10 protein-coding genes are annotated in these 16,482 nt (G+C 32.8%); 1 reads left to right on the top strand and 9 read right to left on the bottom strand.

Annotated elements, in window-relative coordinates; translation table 11 throughout:
* The 9 genes from Q9R40_RS06560 to secY2 form a co-directional block, all read right to left on the bottom strand.
* Nucleotides 1-3,001: pectate lyase-like adhesive domain-containing protein (locus Q9R40_RS06560; protein WP_304676958.1), on the bottom strand; the 3,001-nt coding region annotated here is incomplete at its 3' end.
* A gap of 550 nt (nt 3,002-3,551) precedes the next feature.
* Nucleotides 3,552-3,731 carry a hypothetical protein gene (locus Q9R40_RS06555; RefSeq protein WP_301050285.1) on the bottom strand — a complete coding sequence of 60 codons (180 nt, stop codon included), beginning with the start codon at nt 3,729-3,731 and terminating at the stop codon, nt 3,552-3,554.
* Entirely contained in the window at nt 3,724-5,052 is a 1,329-nt protein-coding gene (gene gtfB / locus Q9R40_RS06550; RefSeq protein WP_304676957.1) for an accessory Sec system glycosylation chaperone GtfB, read from the bottom strand. The genes Q9R40_RS06555 and gtfB overlap by 8 nt, the downstream gene beginning before the upstream one ends.
* Nucleotides 5,045-6,574, bottom strand: a complete 1,530-nt coding sequence (gene gtfA, locus Q9R40_RS06545; protein ID WP_304676956.1) for an accessory Sec system glycosyltransferase GtfA — start codon at nt 6,572-6,574, stop codon at nt 5,045-5,047. Before gtfA ends, gtfB begins: the two co-directional genes overlap by 8 nt.
* 12 nt (nt 6,575-6,586) lie before the next feature.
* A complete protein-coding gene (gene secA2 / locus Q9R40_RS06540; protein ID WP_304676955.1) occupies nt 6,587-8,953 on the bottom strand; it encodes an accessory Sec system translocase SecA2 in 2,367 nt (788 codons plus the stop codon).
* A gap of 4 nt (nt 8,954-8,957) precedes the next feature.
* On the bottom strand, nt 8,958-9,815 hold the full coding sequence (gene asp3, locus Q9R40_RS06535; protein WP_304676954.1) for an accessory Sec system protein Asp3: 858 nt from the start codon (nt 9,813-9,815) through the stop codon (nt 8,958-8,960).
* The gene (gene asp2, locus Q9R40_RS06530) at nt 9,799-11,343 is read right to left on the bottom strand and encodes an accessory Sec system protein Asp2 (RefSeq protein WP_304676953.1); all 1,545 of its coding nucleotides are present in this window, start codon (nt 11,341-11,343) and stop codon (nt 9,799-9,801) included. The genes asp3 and asp2 overlap by 17 nt, the downstream gene beginning before the upstream one ends.
* A 1-nt stretch (nt 11,344) precedes the next feature.
* The gene (asp1, locus tag Q9R40_RS06525) at nt 11,345-12,853 is read right to left on the bottom strand and encodes an accessory Sec system protein Asp1 (RefSeq protein WP_304676952.1); all 1,509 of its coding nucleotides are present in this window, start codon (nt 12,851-12,853) and stop codon (nt 11,345-11,347) included.
* Entirely contained in the window at nt 12,853-14,046 is a 1,194-nt protein-coding gene (gene secY2 / locus Q9R40_RS06520; protein WP_304676951.1) for an accessory Sec system protein translocase subunit SecY2, read from the bottom strand. The genes asp1 and secY2 overlap by 1 nt, the downstream gene beginning before the upstream one ends.
* A 500-nt stretch (nt 14,047-14,546) precedes the next feature.
* Here secY2 and Q9R40_RS06515 point away from each other — a divergent pair, with 500 nt between their 5' ends.
* Complete coding sequence (locus tag Q9R40_RS06515) at nt 14,547-16,208, top strand: APC family permease (protein ID WP_300724377.1); 1,662 nt, start codon at nt 14,547-14,549, stop codon at nt 16,206-16,208.
* The last annotated feature ends 274 nt before the right edge of the window (nt 16,209-16,482 follow it).

Here is a 16,482-nt window from a genome sequence, read left to right as displayed (position 1 = left end):
TTTCACTCATGCTTACTGAGTTACTCAAGCTTTCACTCATTGATACTGAGTTACTCAAACTTTCACTCATGCTTACTGAGTTGCTCAAGCTTTCACTCATTGATACTGAGTTGCTCAAGCTTTCGCTCATGCTTACTGAGTTGCTTAAGCTTTCACTCATGCTTACCGAGTTACTCAAGCTTTCACTCATGCTTACTGAGTTGCTTAAGCTTTCACTCATGCTTACGGAGTTGCTTAGGCTCTCGCTCATGCTTACTGAGTTACTCAAACTTTCACTCATTGATACCGAGTTGCTTAGGCTCTCGCTCATGCTTACGGAGTTAGATAAGCTTTCGCTCATGCTTACTGAGTTACTCAAGCTCTCACTCATGCTTACTGAGTTACTCAAACTCTCACTCATTGATACTGAGTTGCTTAAGCTTTCGCTCATGCTTACTGAGTTACTCAAACTTTCGCTCATTGATACTGAATTGCTTAAGCTCTCACTCATGCTTACGGAGTTACTCAAGCTTTCGCTCATGCTTACTGAGTTGCTTAAGCTTTTGCTAGCGCTTATTGAGTCACTTACACTTTCACTATGAATGCGTTCTGAATTACTTTGACTTTCACTTATCATTTGTGAAGTTGAAATACTTGTAGCTTCAGATTGACTCTTTACCTCAGAAAGTGATGTTGATGCGCTTGCACTAATGGATGGAGTATTTGTGCCATTATAAACAACCTGCGTAGTGTCTGGATAGGAAATTTTATTGGTTATTCTCTCTGCTTCTGTTTGAGCTTCTGAAGAATCATTCTGCATTTCCATTGAATTGGAAGTCAATTTATTGCCACTAACTGTGTTGCTATTATCTTTGATACCTGCAGACTTTGTTGTTATCCCATTATTGGTTACTTGTACTGTAGTATTTTCAACATTTACTGTTAAAGTATTAGTGCTTAAAGCTGCATAAGCGGTTCCATTTGTTGTATTTCCTACATTTAATGTAATAATATCCGGATTGTTAATACTGATCGTCATTTGGTCATATGAAGCAATGTTATTAGACGCTGAACTTTTTGATCCTAGTTTATCCGGTCTAGCAGCTGTCATAGTAACATTTGCATTTGGTTCAAAGTTGACGATGGCTATATTGCTTGATGCTTTTCCGCTTAGTCCTGTGTTTCTTTGAAGTAAATTAACATAACTGCTTCCACTAGCTGTTACGATATTTCCACTACCTGGAATAACTGTAAAGGAACCAGATTCTGCATAGGGATTTAATGAAGTATCCAGAGAAAGATTTACTTTTGAAGAAGAACCAAAGTTGATATTTTTTGAGCCGTTATTGTTTATTAAGATATTAAATTGACCCGCAGTCATATTGACGTGGGCATTTTCACCTATAGATACAACATTATTATGTCCACTACCAACCGTTTGATCTACTAAAACATTACCTTTAATAGCACCATCAATATTAACAGTGGCATTTTTTCCAACTTGAAGGATATGATCGTATGAATCACCTTTAAATACAATATTATTGTAAACATGATCATCAACACTAGTTCCACTAGTTCCATTTACGGTAAAAGTTGCTCCATCATCTACAATTAAGTTATCAGCAATATATATTTGCGATGTTCCACTCTGATTTACCGTAAATGGAGTACTATTAACTACCTGCGTCGTGCCATTTTCCAGAGTATGAGTATATCTACTCATATAATTTATAGTGGTATTTCCCTGTACGCGGAAAGTACTAGTATTAGATTTTCCAGTCCCTGTTTCGCTCCATACAGCAGTTGCACCATTGGCTGTCACATTATTATAAATTAACTCACTATGACCAGTAAGCCCTTGTATTCTAAAGGCACCCTTGCTATCACCGTTATAAATAGTGGCATCGTTAACTGTGACATACGAATTACTAATATTTATATAATTTTTATCAAAATATAAAGTATGGTTATTACCGTTAATAGTAATACTTCTATTATTTATATCGTCACTATTAGTTAAAGTAAAGTCTGAAGTTATATTAATGGTGTTTACATTACTATTATTTAACGCACTATAAAACTCTTTTCCAGTTGCCACATCAACACTGGTTCCACTAGAAGCTGCAAATTGGACAAAGCTAGATCTTAATAGATGACTTCTATCTCCATTTGTTAAAGAACCATTTTCTGCACTTGATCTATTTTCATTTGTATCGCTTTTAACAACACGATCTGTAGTTTTGGTACCATTTAGTTGAACTAACTGCATACCAAATAATTGCGATAAATCAACTGGACTTTGTGGATTTACTGTTAAATTAGTAATATTTAAGGACCGTTGATCTAATGTTGAAATTGATTCTGAACTAGCTGCGAGTGAATTGGTAGTTGATCCTGAACCTTCATCATTTTTAGAAACTGATGAAGCAGTAAGAATTGATTCACTTTCACTGTTTGTTTTTGTATTCTCGGCAGTAGATTTGCTCTCAGACTTTTGTGATTTAGATTCTTCAGTTGAACCTTTTGAAGTTGCTTCTGAACTTGACTTTGAAGCAGAAGCTGATGCTGATGCTGATTCAGATAAAGACACAGCAGCAGATGCACTAGCTGATTGTGAAAAACTAGTAGAAGTTGAGAGTGACATACTTGCTAGTACTGATCTACTCTTTGAATAGGTAACTGATTGTTCAGTACTGTGACTTTGGCTTAATTTAACAGAATTAGAATCGGTAACAGAAGCAGTCTTTTGATTATTATTAGATACTTCTTCGTCAATGGAGCCGGTAATTGAGTTGGACCCAACGACTTCTGACTTTCTGTCTACAGAACTTTCTGCTGCATAAACACGGTCATTAGCCATCATGACACCGCCAGTAACGCCAGCGCCTAAGATAGTAGCCAGGCCGGCAATCTCTTTTAGATAAGATGCTTTAGTATCTTTTTCCTTTAAGTCATTAGGATCGATATAATGTTTAATTTCTTTTCTATGTTTTATTTTTTTGAACTTTTTCCTCTTCATAAATATCCTTTTACTCAAAATATCCAATAGTATCCAAAATAAAGTTTCCTTACAAAAACAAACTAGAAAGACTGATCTTCTAGTTTGTTTTTTACTCTTAGTCTAAGAAATAAAAAATGTTTAATAACTAATTTCTTGCTAATGAGATAATTTGTTACAAAAGTGTCATTTAATACGTGTAACTTTGCTCTAATCATTGTATAACAACAATATATATTTTTTCAATAATGTTGTGAGATAAAAAAGGATATCTATATGATGAATAGTCCAGCTAGCTTCCCCGTATATATCAAGGGTTTACGCTACTTTGTCAATTTTATAAAAAATAGTAAATCTATTATCGCGTCCTCTCTAAAAAATAACAAATATAGTAACTAAAGCCAAATATACTTCTTGTTTTCTTAAAAAATTTACTAATTTCAATTAATTAAAGGTTCTTAATTAAATAACAAATCAGAAATAATTATCTTTTATCCCCTACAGCTATATTTTTAATATATTCTCTATAAAAAAGAGCTTAGCTTCTTACTTTTAGAAGCTAAGCTCTTTTTTATTTAACTATCATTTGAATTAACATCAAAAGTAAAATTATTCCAAAAAGTAACCCCATGACTATCTGTTTCCACGGAAAATCATTTTGCTTTTTTTCATACGCTTTTCTTTGATTTTCTTCTACTTTTTCTAATCTTTTTAATGCATGACGTTCTGCAAGTGTCTTTTTTTTATTCACCTTTCAAGTCCTCAATAACTTCTTTATATTGGTCAATACTTACATCTCCCGCAAGCAATCTTTGTTGATCAATAAGCTGTCTCATTGTACTTGTTTCAGATAATGCCTCAGAAATCTTATCAGCCATTTTAGAAATTTCTGTACTCTTAAATACATTATCTGGACTAATAAATTTCGGATTATGCAGAGTATTATCAAACCCCATAATCAACATATTCTGTTCAAAGGCGCCACGAACTGCATCCAATATTTCATTTCCATGATTGATATCTAAATAGATATCACTTGTCTGATACAATTCCTGAATTTGTTTAGTTGTAGCATTCGGATATAAGCGAACATTATTGTACTTTTTAAAAGCAAGCAATTTAGATGACATTTCAGTAATAGCTGCAATATTAAAATGAATATTTGGCATTGCTTGAACTACTTCATCTAAATGTTCAATCTGGTCTGAATTAGTCAAAATAACTGCTTCAGGACGCATTTTGTTTCCTCTTGGATGAGGATAAATCATACCTAAAAATCTAAAATCAACATTTTTATCCTTCGGTAATTTATTCTTCCAAGTTTGCCAATCTACATAATTTTGGAAAACAATATGCTTAGTTCTGGTACTATTGTCCATTAAATACTTCATATTACCTGGTAGATCGTTAGCAATTTTTTCATGCCAAAACAGCGTATCACTCCCATCATTTTGAAGACCTAAACTTACCATCATTGACTGATTCAAAGTATTGTAGAAAACATGATCAACTTGATACTTCTTTTTTCTTAAATAGTAAGTCACAAATTGAGCTAAATTGGCAAAATATCTTTCAACATTTTCTTCATGGAGGAGAATATCGCCAGAAATTAAATATTGCGTAATAACTTCCTTACCTTCTTTATTGAAGTATCGCTTCAAAACTTGCTGCCCATTATTAACATAAGTTTTAGCAAATAGCTTTCCTTGTCGATTATAATGATCAATCCAGCTTAAATTGCCATTTTTATCAAGCCAATGTACTTCTTTAATTAAGCGAGTATTGTCAGTAGCAACAAAAAATATATCTGCTCTTTTTTGTTGCAGATCATAAACTTCTCCCTTACTTGCAGTTGCTACAATTCGATGAAATTCTGGCACCTTTAAGCGGTTAAAATACAGGGGAGTATTTTCATCACCAAATCCGCAATAGAATTTAAACGGAGAGTCTACCTCAATTGGTAAAAAACCATCATCATTAATTACCACAGAAGGAATTTTAATATTAGCAAAAAGTTGCGATCTTAAAAAATCAGTTGATTCTACGTCTAAACTTTCAAATAAATTAATCATTGACTAACTCCTCCACTAAATTTTTCCATTGTTTAGCAACATTTTTTGTTAGATATGGCTCTGCTATTTGATATGAGTTTTTATTAAAGCTATCTATATCACTCTTCGTAAACAATTCGATAATTGCCTTTGTTAAAACTTCTTCTTTTTTAAAGTCAGTCCATTCTTCATTATATGGTAAAAGCATTCCATTTTTTCCATTTTCAATAAAAGTAGGATTTCCATAAGGAACATCAAAGCCAATCATTGCTAGTCCAGATCCCACAGCTTCCAGCAGTGAAAGACCAAAACCTTCGCTTGTTGAAGCAGCAATATAAGCAGGATAGTTTCGATAGACTTTTGTTAAATCTCTTTGGCCCATAATATGAATATAATCTTGTGCTTTATTTTGATTAATTAAATTAGTAAGCATCCCTGCTTCACCGCCAGTTCCATAGATATCTAAAGAAAGATCAGGAACACTATTTTTAGCAGCTATTACCGCATTCACAATCCAATCAATGTGTTTTTCTTTTGCTAAACGAGAAGCTGTAATTAAGGCATGTTTCATCCTGCCCTGTGTAGGATGCTCTAACTCATTTAAACTTCCTACCGGAATGCAATCAATGCGTGGTTCAATATTATAGTATTTTTTAAATTGATTTTTTAAAATCTTCTTTTGTTCATTTGTAGCTACAACAAAGCTATCTACATATTTCGCATGTTGGAATTGATATTCATAGAAGTTATTCCATAAGATATTTTGATCGTTAGTATAGTGCTTATCAAAATGATCAGCATGTACTACTACGAGTAATTTAGCAGGACCGTGATTTTCAAAAACTAACTGACCATTAATTAAGTTTTTATCTTCATCTTCTCGATCCATGATAATTACATCTTTTTTAGTAAAGTTCAATCCTTTTAGCATTTTCAAATAGAGATCATCTTTACTATAAACAACTTCACCATTTTCAAATTCAAAAGTTTCTTGATCACCATTTAAATGTTGTGTATAAGCAATTGTGCCATCTTCATTATAAAATTCCCTAAAGGTAACGCGATTATCTTTCTCAGTTCCTAAATAATATTCACAAGCATACTTAGTATAAGAATAAAAATCTCTCTTAAGTAAAATATTATTCTTAACGTAACTCACTTGATCGATAGTACGCTTTTCTGTATCACTCAAGCGTGCTACTAATTGAAAATTATTATTTAATTGATAAAATACTTCTTTTCCAACAGTTTTAACATCACTAGTCTGAGCTCTTAAATTAAGTTCATTTTCTAAAGTATCTAAAGAATAATTTGATGTAGAGATCTTTATATCAGTAAAGAAGTTGTATAACCAGATAATATTGTCATTATCAAAACCCAAATTGGCAGTTAAATCTCCGATATTATTCCCTAAAATTAAATCTGAAAAAATAAATTTTCGTTTAATTCCAACTTCATTAAAACTTTGATCACGATATTTTTGAGCGTATTCTACTCCAGAGCTAGCCCAACCTATTCCTAAATTTATGTTATATACTGTCATAATTTTCCTCTACTAATTAAATACTACAACTAATTGGCCTTTTTCATTCGTAAAAATCTTGCTTAATAAAAGATTATCAAAGGCAGACAAGGTAATTTTATCTAAAAAATCTTTGTACGCTTCAAAAGCCTTTTCTTGGTGGAGAAGATCTTGAGGTCTGCCACTTTTTCCCCATTGCTGTGCATTAACCTTTATTTTTTCAATTCTATCTACTTGATCAATCCAATTTCCATCCATTGATGAAATGATTACTTGTTGATAAAAATCATTTGCTTGTTTTTTGTTAATTAATACATGCTTTTTCTCATCAAGAATCTTGTAAGCTAATTCTTTCAAAAAGTCTTTTATCGCTTTTTTCGTTTTTAAATTATCTGGTACGTTAACCTGTTGATAAGTAACATGCTGGTTAATAAAGTACTTTAAATCACTCTTATCTGATAAATCCTGTTTTTCTAAATAAAGATCCAATGCATTATCGATGATCCGATCTACATTTCCCTGTAAATCATCAGTTTTCATAATTTTGTTTCTTCTAGTATAAAAATTCTTCCGTTGAAGCGATAAAATTATTTCCATCTTGTTAGTTTGACTTCTCATCAACTCATTAAGATCTTCTTTACGAGTTCTGAGCATTAGCAAACTAAATCGAATTCGCGGACCTGAGAGAAGGGTAATATCTTTTCCCTTTGACTTCTTTTTCATTAATTTGCGGTAATACTTCTTCTGACGAGCAGTATTATTAGACGAAATAAATGAATCCTCTAAAGAAATCAAAAATTGACTACTACCCGGATCTCCTTGTCTGCCGGCACGCCCCGCTAACTGCAATTCCACTCTTTTAGGTAACATTTCCGTTCCAATTACTGCTAAGCCACCGAGTTCCTTAACTCCGGGGCCTAGCTTAATATCAGTTCCTCTCCCAGCCATATTTGTTGCAATAGTCACAGCATTTTTTTGCCCTGCATTTTTAATGATTTGTGCTTCATATGCGGCGTTATAGGCATTTAAAACATTATGAGGAATACCGATATTGAGTAACAATTCTGAAATAATTTCTGAATTTTCTACAGAACCCGCAACAAGTAATACCGGACGTCCAGTTTTATGCATCTCTACTACATCATCTACAGCTGTCATTAATTTATCTCTTGTAGTTAAGAAAATAAGTGGACGATAGTCTTTTCTAATTACAGGTACTCTTGTAGGAATAGTGACCACCTTTAAGTTATACGTCTGTAAAAACTCTTCCTCATTAACTTTCGCAGTTCCACTCATTCCACTTACTTTATTAAACAAGGCAAATAAAGCCGGAAATGTTATCGAAGCAGCTGTTTTCTGAATTTTAGTCAAATCAACCTTTTCTTTAGCTTCAACAGCTTGGTGAATTCCTGTACTTACCTGAACCCCACGCTTTAATCTACCGCTATCCTCATCTAACAAAACTACTTCGCCTTTTACCACTAAGTAGTCATGTCCTCGTCTCATAGTTAAATGAGCACCCATGGCTAAAATAATATGGCGATAAACACTCCTACTCTCAATAGAAAATAAGCTATCTAGTTTAAAAAATTTCTCAGCTTTTTCAATACCGTGGGCTGTTAACCAAAATAATTGATCATCCTTTTTAAATACATAGTCCACCTCAGGATCTAACAATCTTACAAACTGATCCGCCAAATGATATAGATTTGATTGAACGTTAGGACTAGAGGAAACCACAAACGGAGTCTGTGCCTCATCTAATAAAACCTCATCCACTTCATCAACAATAACATAATTAAATGGGCGTAAATATTGACTTTCTTTGGAGCTGGCAAGATTATTAAACAAATAATCAAAGGCTAAAGAAGAAGCAGTAGTATATACAATATCGGAGTTATACCATTTTCTTTTAGTTTTAGCAGTTATTTTCTTTTTACTATCTTTATCTTCTGCAAAAGCTAAGCTAACGCTTAAACCTAGCCACTCATAAACTGGAGCTAACTCTTTTTTATCACGAGATGCAAGATAACTATTTGGAGTCACTAGCATTGCGCCTTTACCTTCTAAAGCGTTTAGATACAGAGCCATTGTCGCAACTAAAGTTTTACCTTCCCCAGTTTTCATTTCAGCAATAGAACCATTATGTAATATAATTGCCCCTAAAACCTGCACATCATAGGGGAACATCCCTAAGATTCTTCTATCTGCTTCCCTTACAGTGGCATAAGCCTCTGGTAAAATATCGTCTAAACTTCTACCTTCTTTAAGTTGATTTTTAAAAATAGCAGTTTGTCCTTGCAATTCTTCATCAGTCATTGCCTGCATTTTAGGACCTAGTTTATTAATTTTATTTAATAACTTCCTAGCTTTTTTTAGTCTTAACCTATCTGTTAGCATTGCATCATTCCTCAAAATAATTAATAGCTTTTTTTACCATTCGAACTTGATCAGATTCTCTATAATTTTTTGAAAGATATGTTTCCTGCAAATTATAATATCCTTTATTTACAAAATCCTCCGAATACACTACCGTACAATTTAAGGATTTAAAATTCTCTAAAGATTTATCTATATCAGCACTGCTGCTAAAAATGACTAATTTTTTATCTTGATGTTCCTTAATATAATCCTTCAAGAGTTCAAAGCCACGTTGTTTATTTTGCCAACTCAAATATCCGATAATTAAATTAGCTCCCACATAACTCTCAATCTTAAATGGAGCAATAATTCTAGCGCGTTTAGAATCATCAAGTAGAATGAGCCCTTCTTTTTGAGAATTTTTATTTAAATAAATAGGATGAGGATAAAAGTCATTAAAAACTTCTTCTAAATCTAACGGAGAAATTTGAATTTTTTTAAAATTAATCTCTTCTACTCCACCACTAATTATTTTAATAGTATATTTCACTGCTCGAGTTGGATATTTAAACTTTTGTTCTAAATTAGTGAAAATAACCTTATCAATTTCATTCCCTTGAATATCAAAAAAATGTATTCCAAAAATTGCACTATTTTCCGGCTTAATCTTTGCACTAATTTTTAACAAATATTCTTGTCCATTGAGCAGGAGTGGTAAACTAGGGACTTCTTTTGTCACCTGATAATTTGCTATTGATGACCAGCTAATCAGAGTTTTTCCTGAAGGCATCAATTTATTCTTAAAAGTGACTTCATTTTTAGCGTTTTTCTTAAATGTCGTTCCATATAAATATGTCTCTGACATTCTATCCCAATAAACTTGATTAATTACGTTTTTCATTATCCCGACCAAAATCTTCTCTTAATAGTTCATTTAAACGATCAATAAACCAGTAGTTAACTTGTGGATCATCATTATGCCGTCCAAGAAATCCCTTAGCTGAAAACTGAGCTGCTTGTTTTACAGCAGGCGACTCTTTCAACTCCTTTACTGCTTTATCATCATAGTCATCATTAATCATATACCCAGCAAAAAAGCGTGTTTTAGAAAGATCTTGCTTATCAAATTCTTTCCAAAAATTTTCATCTATTTTTTTCAAGTCATTTCTATCCGTGGCTGGACCGATGCCTTTATCAATATCGAACATAGTTTCAAATTCATCGGGACGATCTAAGGCCGTCCTTGAAGCAATATAGCCCAAATTTACTAAAGGTTTTGCAACATTAATTGCATGGGCACCCATTTTAGCTCCATATTTTATTGCAGGATAGGTTCCCATTGAAATTCCATTTACTAGTAGTTGCGATTCATCAAAACCTAGTTCATTCAATTTTGACTTAATTGTTTTAATAATTTCTTGCTCAAAAAAATTATCCTCATCATCATAAAATTGACCAATGTTTAGTCGCATATCAGTAAACAAAAGCATCGGTGCTTTTAACCCTTTAAACAAGAAATATGCCTCAAAGCCTTCTGCTTCACGCGCACCGGAAAAATATACATTTAATGGGGGCTTCAGATCGCCAGGATTAAAGTAATAGGCAATATCATCCCTAGTCTGAGGATTAACTATTCTTTGCCCACCAGCAATGAAATTTCCGGCCCCATCTCGGCCCCAACGTGAATGAAGCACGCCAATGATTAAGTCGCCACTCCCCTTGACCTCTAGATTTAGAGTTGCAGTCCGATAGTGGTCAGATGCTTCAATTTGAGAAAAATATTCATCTTTATTAAAAGAGCTTAAGTCGATTACCCTTTGTTCTTTGACATCTCCATCTGTACCAGGTTGCTGAATAAAAATTCTCAGTCTAACTTGAAAATTAACATTTTTTAATGAAAGCCACAAATTGATCTGCTTATCAGGATCGATAAAGACCCCACTTTTATAAGTACCTAAATTTACCCATTCATTATGGGTATCTAGATTTACTTTAAGATGACCCTGTTCTTCAAACTCATAACTCTTAACCACGTGCTCATTTAATTTCAGTTGACTTGGAAAAATCCTTAATCCAGATTGTCCAGAGAAGTAACGAATTGGAAGCCTATCAATTAAGTACTGGGGTTCTTCTTTTATTTTTTGAGCAGCAATACTTTTCAAAAAATATTTTTCATGATCATCCAATTCTGTATTTAAATTAGAACTGTATAAAACATGATATGGGGATACTAAATTCTTTAATTTCTTCAACTGGTCACTAGTTAAGTTAGTTTTACCAGTAACTAAAATTACATCGTAACTTTTTATCCCCTTTTTTTTCGTAGCCCTTTTTTCCTCAAAAGAAAAGTCGTTAAAATGCCATTCCATATCTTCTGGGATTGTATATTTTTTCTCCCAGTTATCATTTCCTAGTTGCAAAACTCGCATTCTACTCCGCTTTCCTCTCTTTAAATACTTCTTTCCATTTCTCAATGATCTTTTCTTCTGAATACTGATTCATTACTTGCACATTATAGACGACAGTTTGATTCCAACTATTTAAATTAACTAAATAGTCATCAACTATAGGTAAAAGCTCACTTATTTTCTTTATAATTCGTCCATTTTTATTATCCACAACAGTAGCTGAAGAAAAGTTTTGCACTTGTGGAATTCCAATACTTACACCCGATATTTGCATTAATTCATCCGCTTTTCCCCAATTTATTAAAAGTCTCAGCGTATCTAAATTACTTAATACATCTGAAATATTAGTTAAACGGGTATGCGCAACATCAAGTTCTGGTAAACTAACTTCATCATCAAGTCCATCAATTGCAGCATTTTCTGCTTGTTCTGACTTTCCGATAATAAAACTGTTTTTGTTTTCTTTTTTTATTTGCTCAATAATTTTATTTACACGATCAGCTTTCCAAAAATCATATGTAAATATTTTCAAGCTGTAATTATCGGGATTTTTTAAGATATAGTTACACAGCTTTTGAATAATTTGATGAATATCTTCGTCATTTGCATTTTCCGCAAAGAAGCCAATTTCCTGTATATTTTGTCTTTGACTATGACCAAGACGAAATTCCGAATTAAAGACAGGAATAACTGAAATATCGAACTGTTCTTTATAATCTTTTTCTAGATTTTGTTTAATTTCATTGCTACTTACAATTACTTTTGCCTTAGCTAGGCTACCTATCTTTTTACTATAGGGATGATGGCTATTAATTAAATATAAGGGTTTATACGGCCCAATAATTTTATTACTAAAACTACTCTCATCGTCTACTGTTACAATCATTTCATCATTATTCTTAACATTGATTTTTAGGTATCGACTTAAAATCTCGTCAACCAAATCTGTAATATTTTCATATTCTCTTCTTTTACAAAAGTGGGTTTCTGGATTAACCGTGATTTTGCCAGTGTTTTTGTCTTTTTTTAAACGCCAATTACCGTATGGATCAAAGTAGATAGTTTTTTCATCATCATCTTGATTAGAGATAAAACCACGACTATCTATGCCCAAAATAAATGCTTTATGCTCACCATTTTCAGGATAAGCGATCCTTAAAATATGACCATCAATATCATAGAAAACTGTCGCATATAGTTGATTCTCTAAAACAATTAAAGTTCTGAAAGGACCATAATCAAAAATTGCATTTTTAGGCCAGTTAAAATCTTCCAATTCTAGAACCTTATTTTCAAATCCATGAACTCCTTGTAAAAAATCATATACAGAAAATAGGCTATTAGGGAAAAAGGCGATTTGATTTAATTTACTTAATAATTGAGGCTGATAGTCTGTAATTATCAGACCAATTTCTTCGTCAAATTTTTTTAAAACAGTCATATATTCGGCTGCATCATAGTTTTCAATACTTGGAATATTAATTGACCAGTCATCATATTGTTTGTGCCATGCAGGAATAAAATATTTCATTATTGATTATCATCCTTTAATAAACGATCGTAACGATATGGGAATAAAATAGTATCAATTTGATCTTTAATTCCTCCCATAAACATTGTAATCATAACAACATTCATTGGAATAATAGCAAAGCCAGCATAATTACCTAAAAAATTAGCTCCATATAAACCAAAAACAAGCTGGAAGGCATTTAAAACGGCTCCTGGAAAGGCAATAATCCATATTAACCGTTTCAAATATTGTTGTGTTGGACGTCCAGGAGCAATATTTGGAATATAGTAGTTATTATTTCGAAAACTCTTGGCCTGTTCTTTAGGATCGAAATTTACAAAAGTGAAGAAATAAAAAATCAATATTCCCATTACTGCAGAAAAAGAAGCTTGAAATACCCAATTATTGATCAAAGACGTAGAACTAAAGTATCTTCCCACCATTAAAGGAAGGGTCAAAATAGCCATTCCTACCATATACATCATCATGGCAGCCATGTTTAATCCTAATGGTACTGTCATCAAATTACTAGAAGCAGGGAGACTAGGATTAACTACTTTTAAAGGATAGTAGGCTTTAGTAAACGCGAGCCAAAATTTTATTAGTAATAAAATAAAAATAGCTAAAGCTGCTAACCAAACCCATGCATATTTCATGGTTAAAAGAAGCTTTACATTACTAATTATATTGGGAATAGCCCCATTAAGAATACTTGTTAAAATAACTGGTGCACTTGCTCCGACCCCATATTTCATATTTCGGTAACAAAGCCAAACTACTAAACAAGACCCAGCACTTAATATCAGAATCATTTCAAAATCTTCTAATCCATCTCGCCGATTAGTAAAAGCAAAAACTAATAGTGCTGCTTGAATGATAGTGATAATCATAGTTAAAAATTGCATCAAGTACTGCACTTGCTTTGGTGATAAGGCATCAAAACCAAAGGAATGAGTAAAACTTAGAAGCTGAATAATTAACATCGAAAACATTAACGGATTCAGACCGATTGAAAAAATAGATATCCGTGTAAAATTGGCCCCACTAAATGCTCCTAAAATTGAAATAGGAGTATTTTTTACAGCTTCCATATACTGTTTAGTCACTTCTGCAAAAGGAAGCGGAATATATAATCCCATTACATAAATTATTACTATGAATAGACTAAAACTTACTTTCTTTACTACATTTAAAAGATTTTTCTTTTCCAATGAATTTCTCCTCGATAAGTGAATTGAACCTTCTACTCTTTCAATCCTTTATTTCTTATACACATATCTCTTTATATTTAGTGTTATATTTTCCATTTTATACTCTATATTACATTATAATAAAAAGCATTTAAGTAAAGGTATATAAAAGAAGAAAATAATATAAATTGTTATTTTTAAGGCTCAGTTTTTCTAGCTAATATTTTTTATTACTTAGTTAAAAAGTTATCCATCTGTTGGCTACTAGGAGTTATATTACTATAATCTTGCTTTTATATATTGTGCTTATATTCACAATATATAAAATATTTATTATATTATTACTATTATCATGATCTACATCATTGTCATACCTTGCTTCTTTTTTTGAAGTCATTTTATTTGTACTTTGTGAAATATGAGACTATTATACGCATGAACAGATTAATAAATAACATATTGATTTTGTTTGTTGTAGATATTTATCTATATGTATATATTTAAAGGAGAAGAGAAGGAAAATGGAGAATTCTCATAAAGCAGGATCTGCTAAAAAACAAGCCTTTATCTCCATATGGACCCTAACTCTAATGAACGTGGCGATTATCGCTGGTTTAGGCAATGATGTCCAAGAGGCCTTTTATGGTTTATCGTCAGTTACCTATTTTGCAATCGGTGCTATTTGCTTCTTCATTCCTACAGCCTTAGTAGCTGCAGAGCTAGCCTCTGGCTGGAGCAACCGTGGTGGTATTTTCCGCTGGGTTGGCGAAGGTTTAGGAAAAGGATGGGCATTAACTTGTCTGTTGATTTTATGGTTTCAGGTAATGATTAACTTCGGGATGGGAATGCCGAGTTCAGCTGCAACTATTTTGTTCTACACGCCAATGTATAACAAGGCAGTTGCCTTTGCTCAAAATCCTACCCACGTTGTGTTAATCATGACTGGATGGATTATTTTATATTGGATTATGGCCATTATTGCTAATAGAGGTGTTAAAACTTTTACCACCATTACAAAGTATGGTGTTTTAATTGGAACCCTTATCCCATTAGCTATCATGATTATCTTAACCATCGTTTGGTTGTGTCAGGGACATACACCTGCTATTTCTATGGCACCAAAACAATTAATTCCAAAATGGAACGGGATGAGCACTTTAGCTCTCGCAGCCGGTGTGTTCTTCTCTTACACTGGAATCGATGAAAATGCGGCCTTTATTAAAAAATTAAGGCATCCAGAAAAAGACTTTGTATCTTCAATCTTCATTACTTTGATCTTGGTATTCTTAATCTTCGTAGTAGGTACCGTAATCATCGCAATGATCGTTCCAGAAAAACAAATTAATGTTTTATATTCATTAGTTACAGTATTTAAAGTTCTTGGTGAAACTTTCGCCTTTCCTTGGTTGTATCTAGTTCTAATGTGGGTCGGACTTTTCAATTTAGTTGCCTCTACTGTGACTGAACTAGCAGCTCCATCAGTTATGCTTGCACAAGCTGGTGGCAGTGGATTTTTACCAAAATGGTTACAAAAGAAAAATAAGCATGGGATGCCCGCTCGCCTAGTTTATGTTCAAATGGCTGGAATGACTATTATTGCATATTTATTCAAATTAATTCCAAACGTAGAAGGATTTGTAATTTTACTAACACAGTGTGTAACTGTTCTATATCTTTTCTACTACATTCTAATGTTTGTGGCATTCTTACGCTTACGCTATCAACAACCTAACCGTCCTCGTTCATTTAAAGTTCCTGGCGGTAAGATAGGTGCTTGGATTATTGCCGGTGTTGGTCTTATTTCATCAGTTTTCGGTATAGTTCTTGCCTTTTATCCACCAGCACAAGTTAAGGCAGAAGTTGGATCTCCAGTAACTTATGTAATTGTTATTGCAATTTTAGTTGCTGTTGTTTTACTTACATGTTTAGGCCTTTATCTTCTTTCTAAAAAACACCCAAATTGGGTAAATCCAAAAAACGAATTTGCTCCATTCACGTGGGAAATTGAAGGATTGAAGAAACCTGAAAAAGTTACATCAAACATTCCTACTGTATTAATGTCTAAAGGACAGAATCCAATGGGGATGCCAATTAAGCGCCCATATAAACCTGATCAGCAAGTATCAAAAACAGTAGTTGATGCGGATGAACGGAATGAGTCAGCTGCAGAGAATCAAAGCTAATTTCTAGTAAAATAAATATATTCTTTCCTGTTGGTAAATAGTTACCCTATTTCACCAACAGGATTTTTTAGTCATTTCTAAATTAGTTGTTTAAAAATAACTACTTAACTTTAACTAATACAATAAAAAGGAATTAAGCAGCTACTTTTAGCTACTTAATTCCCAACAGTATGTCAATCTAAAACATAGTTACTAAACAAAAACGCTGCTAAATCTTGTTTTTATTAAACCTTGATTTAACAGCGTTTATTATTTCTGGAAATTATCCAGATTA

Source organism: uncultured Lactobacillus sp., assembly GCF_948948975.1.
Lineage (GTDB): Bacteria > Bacillota > Bacilli > Lactobacillales > Lactobacillaceae > Lactobacillus.
The sequence above is the reverse complement of the archived record's forward strand: the minus strand, read 5'-3'. Positions and strand labels throughout refer to the sequence as shown.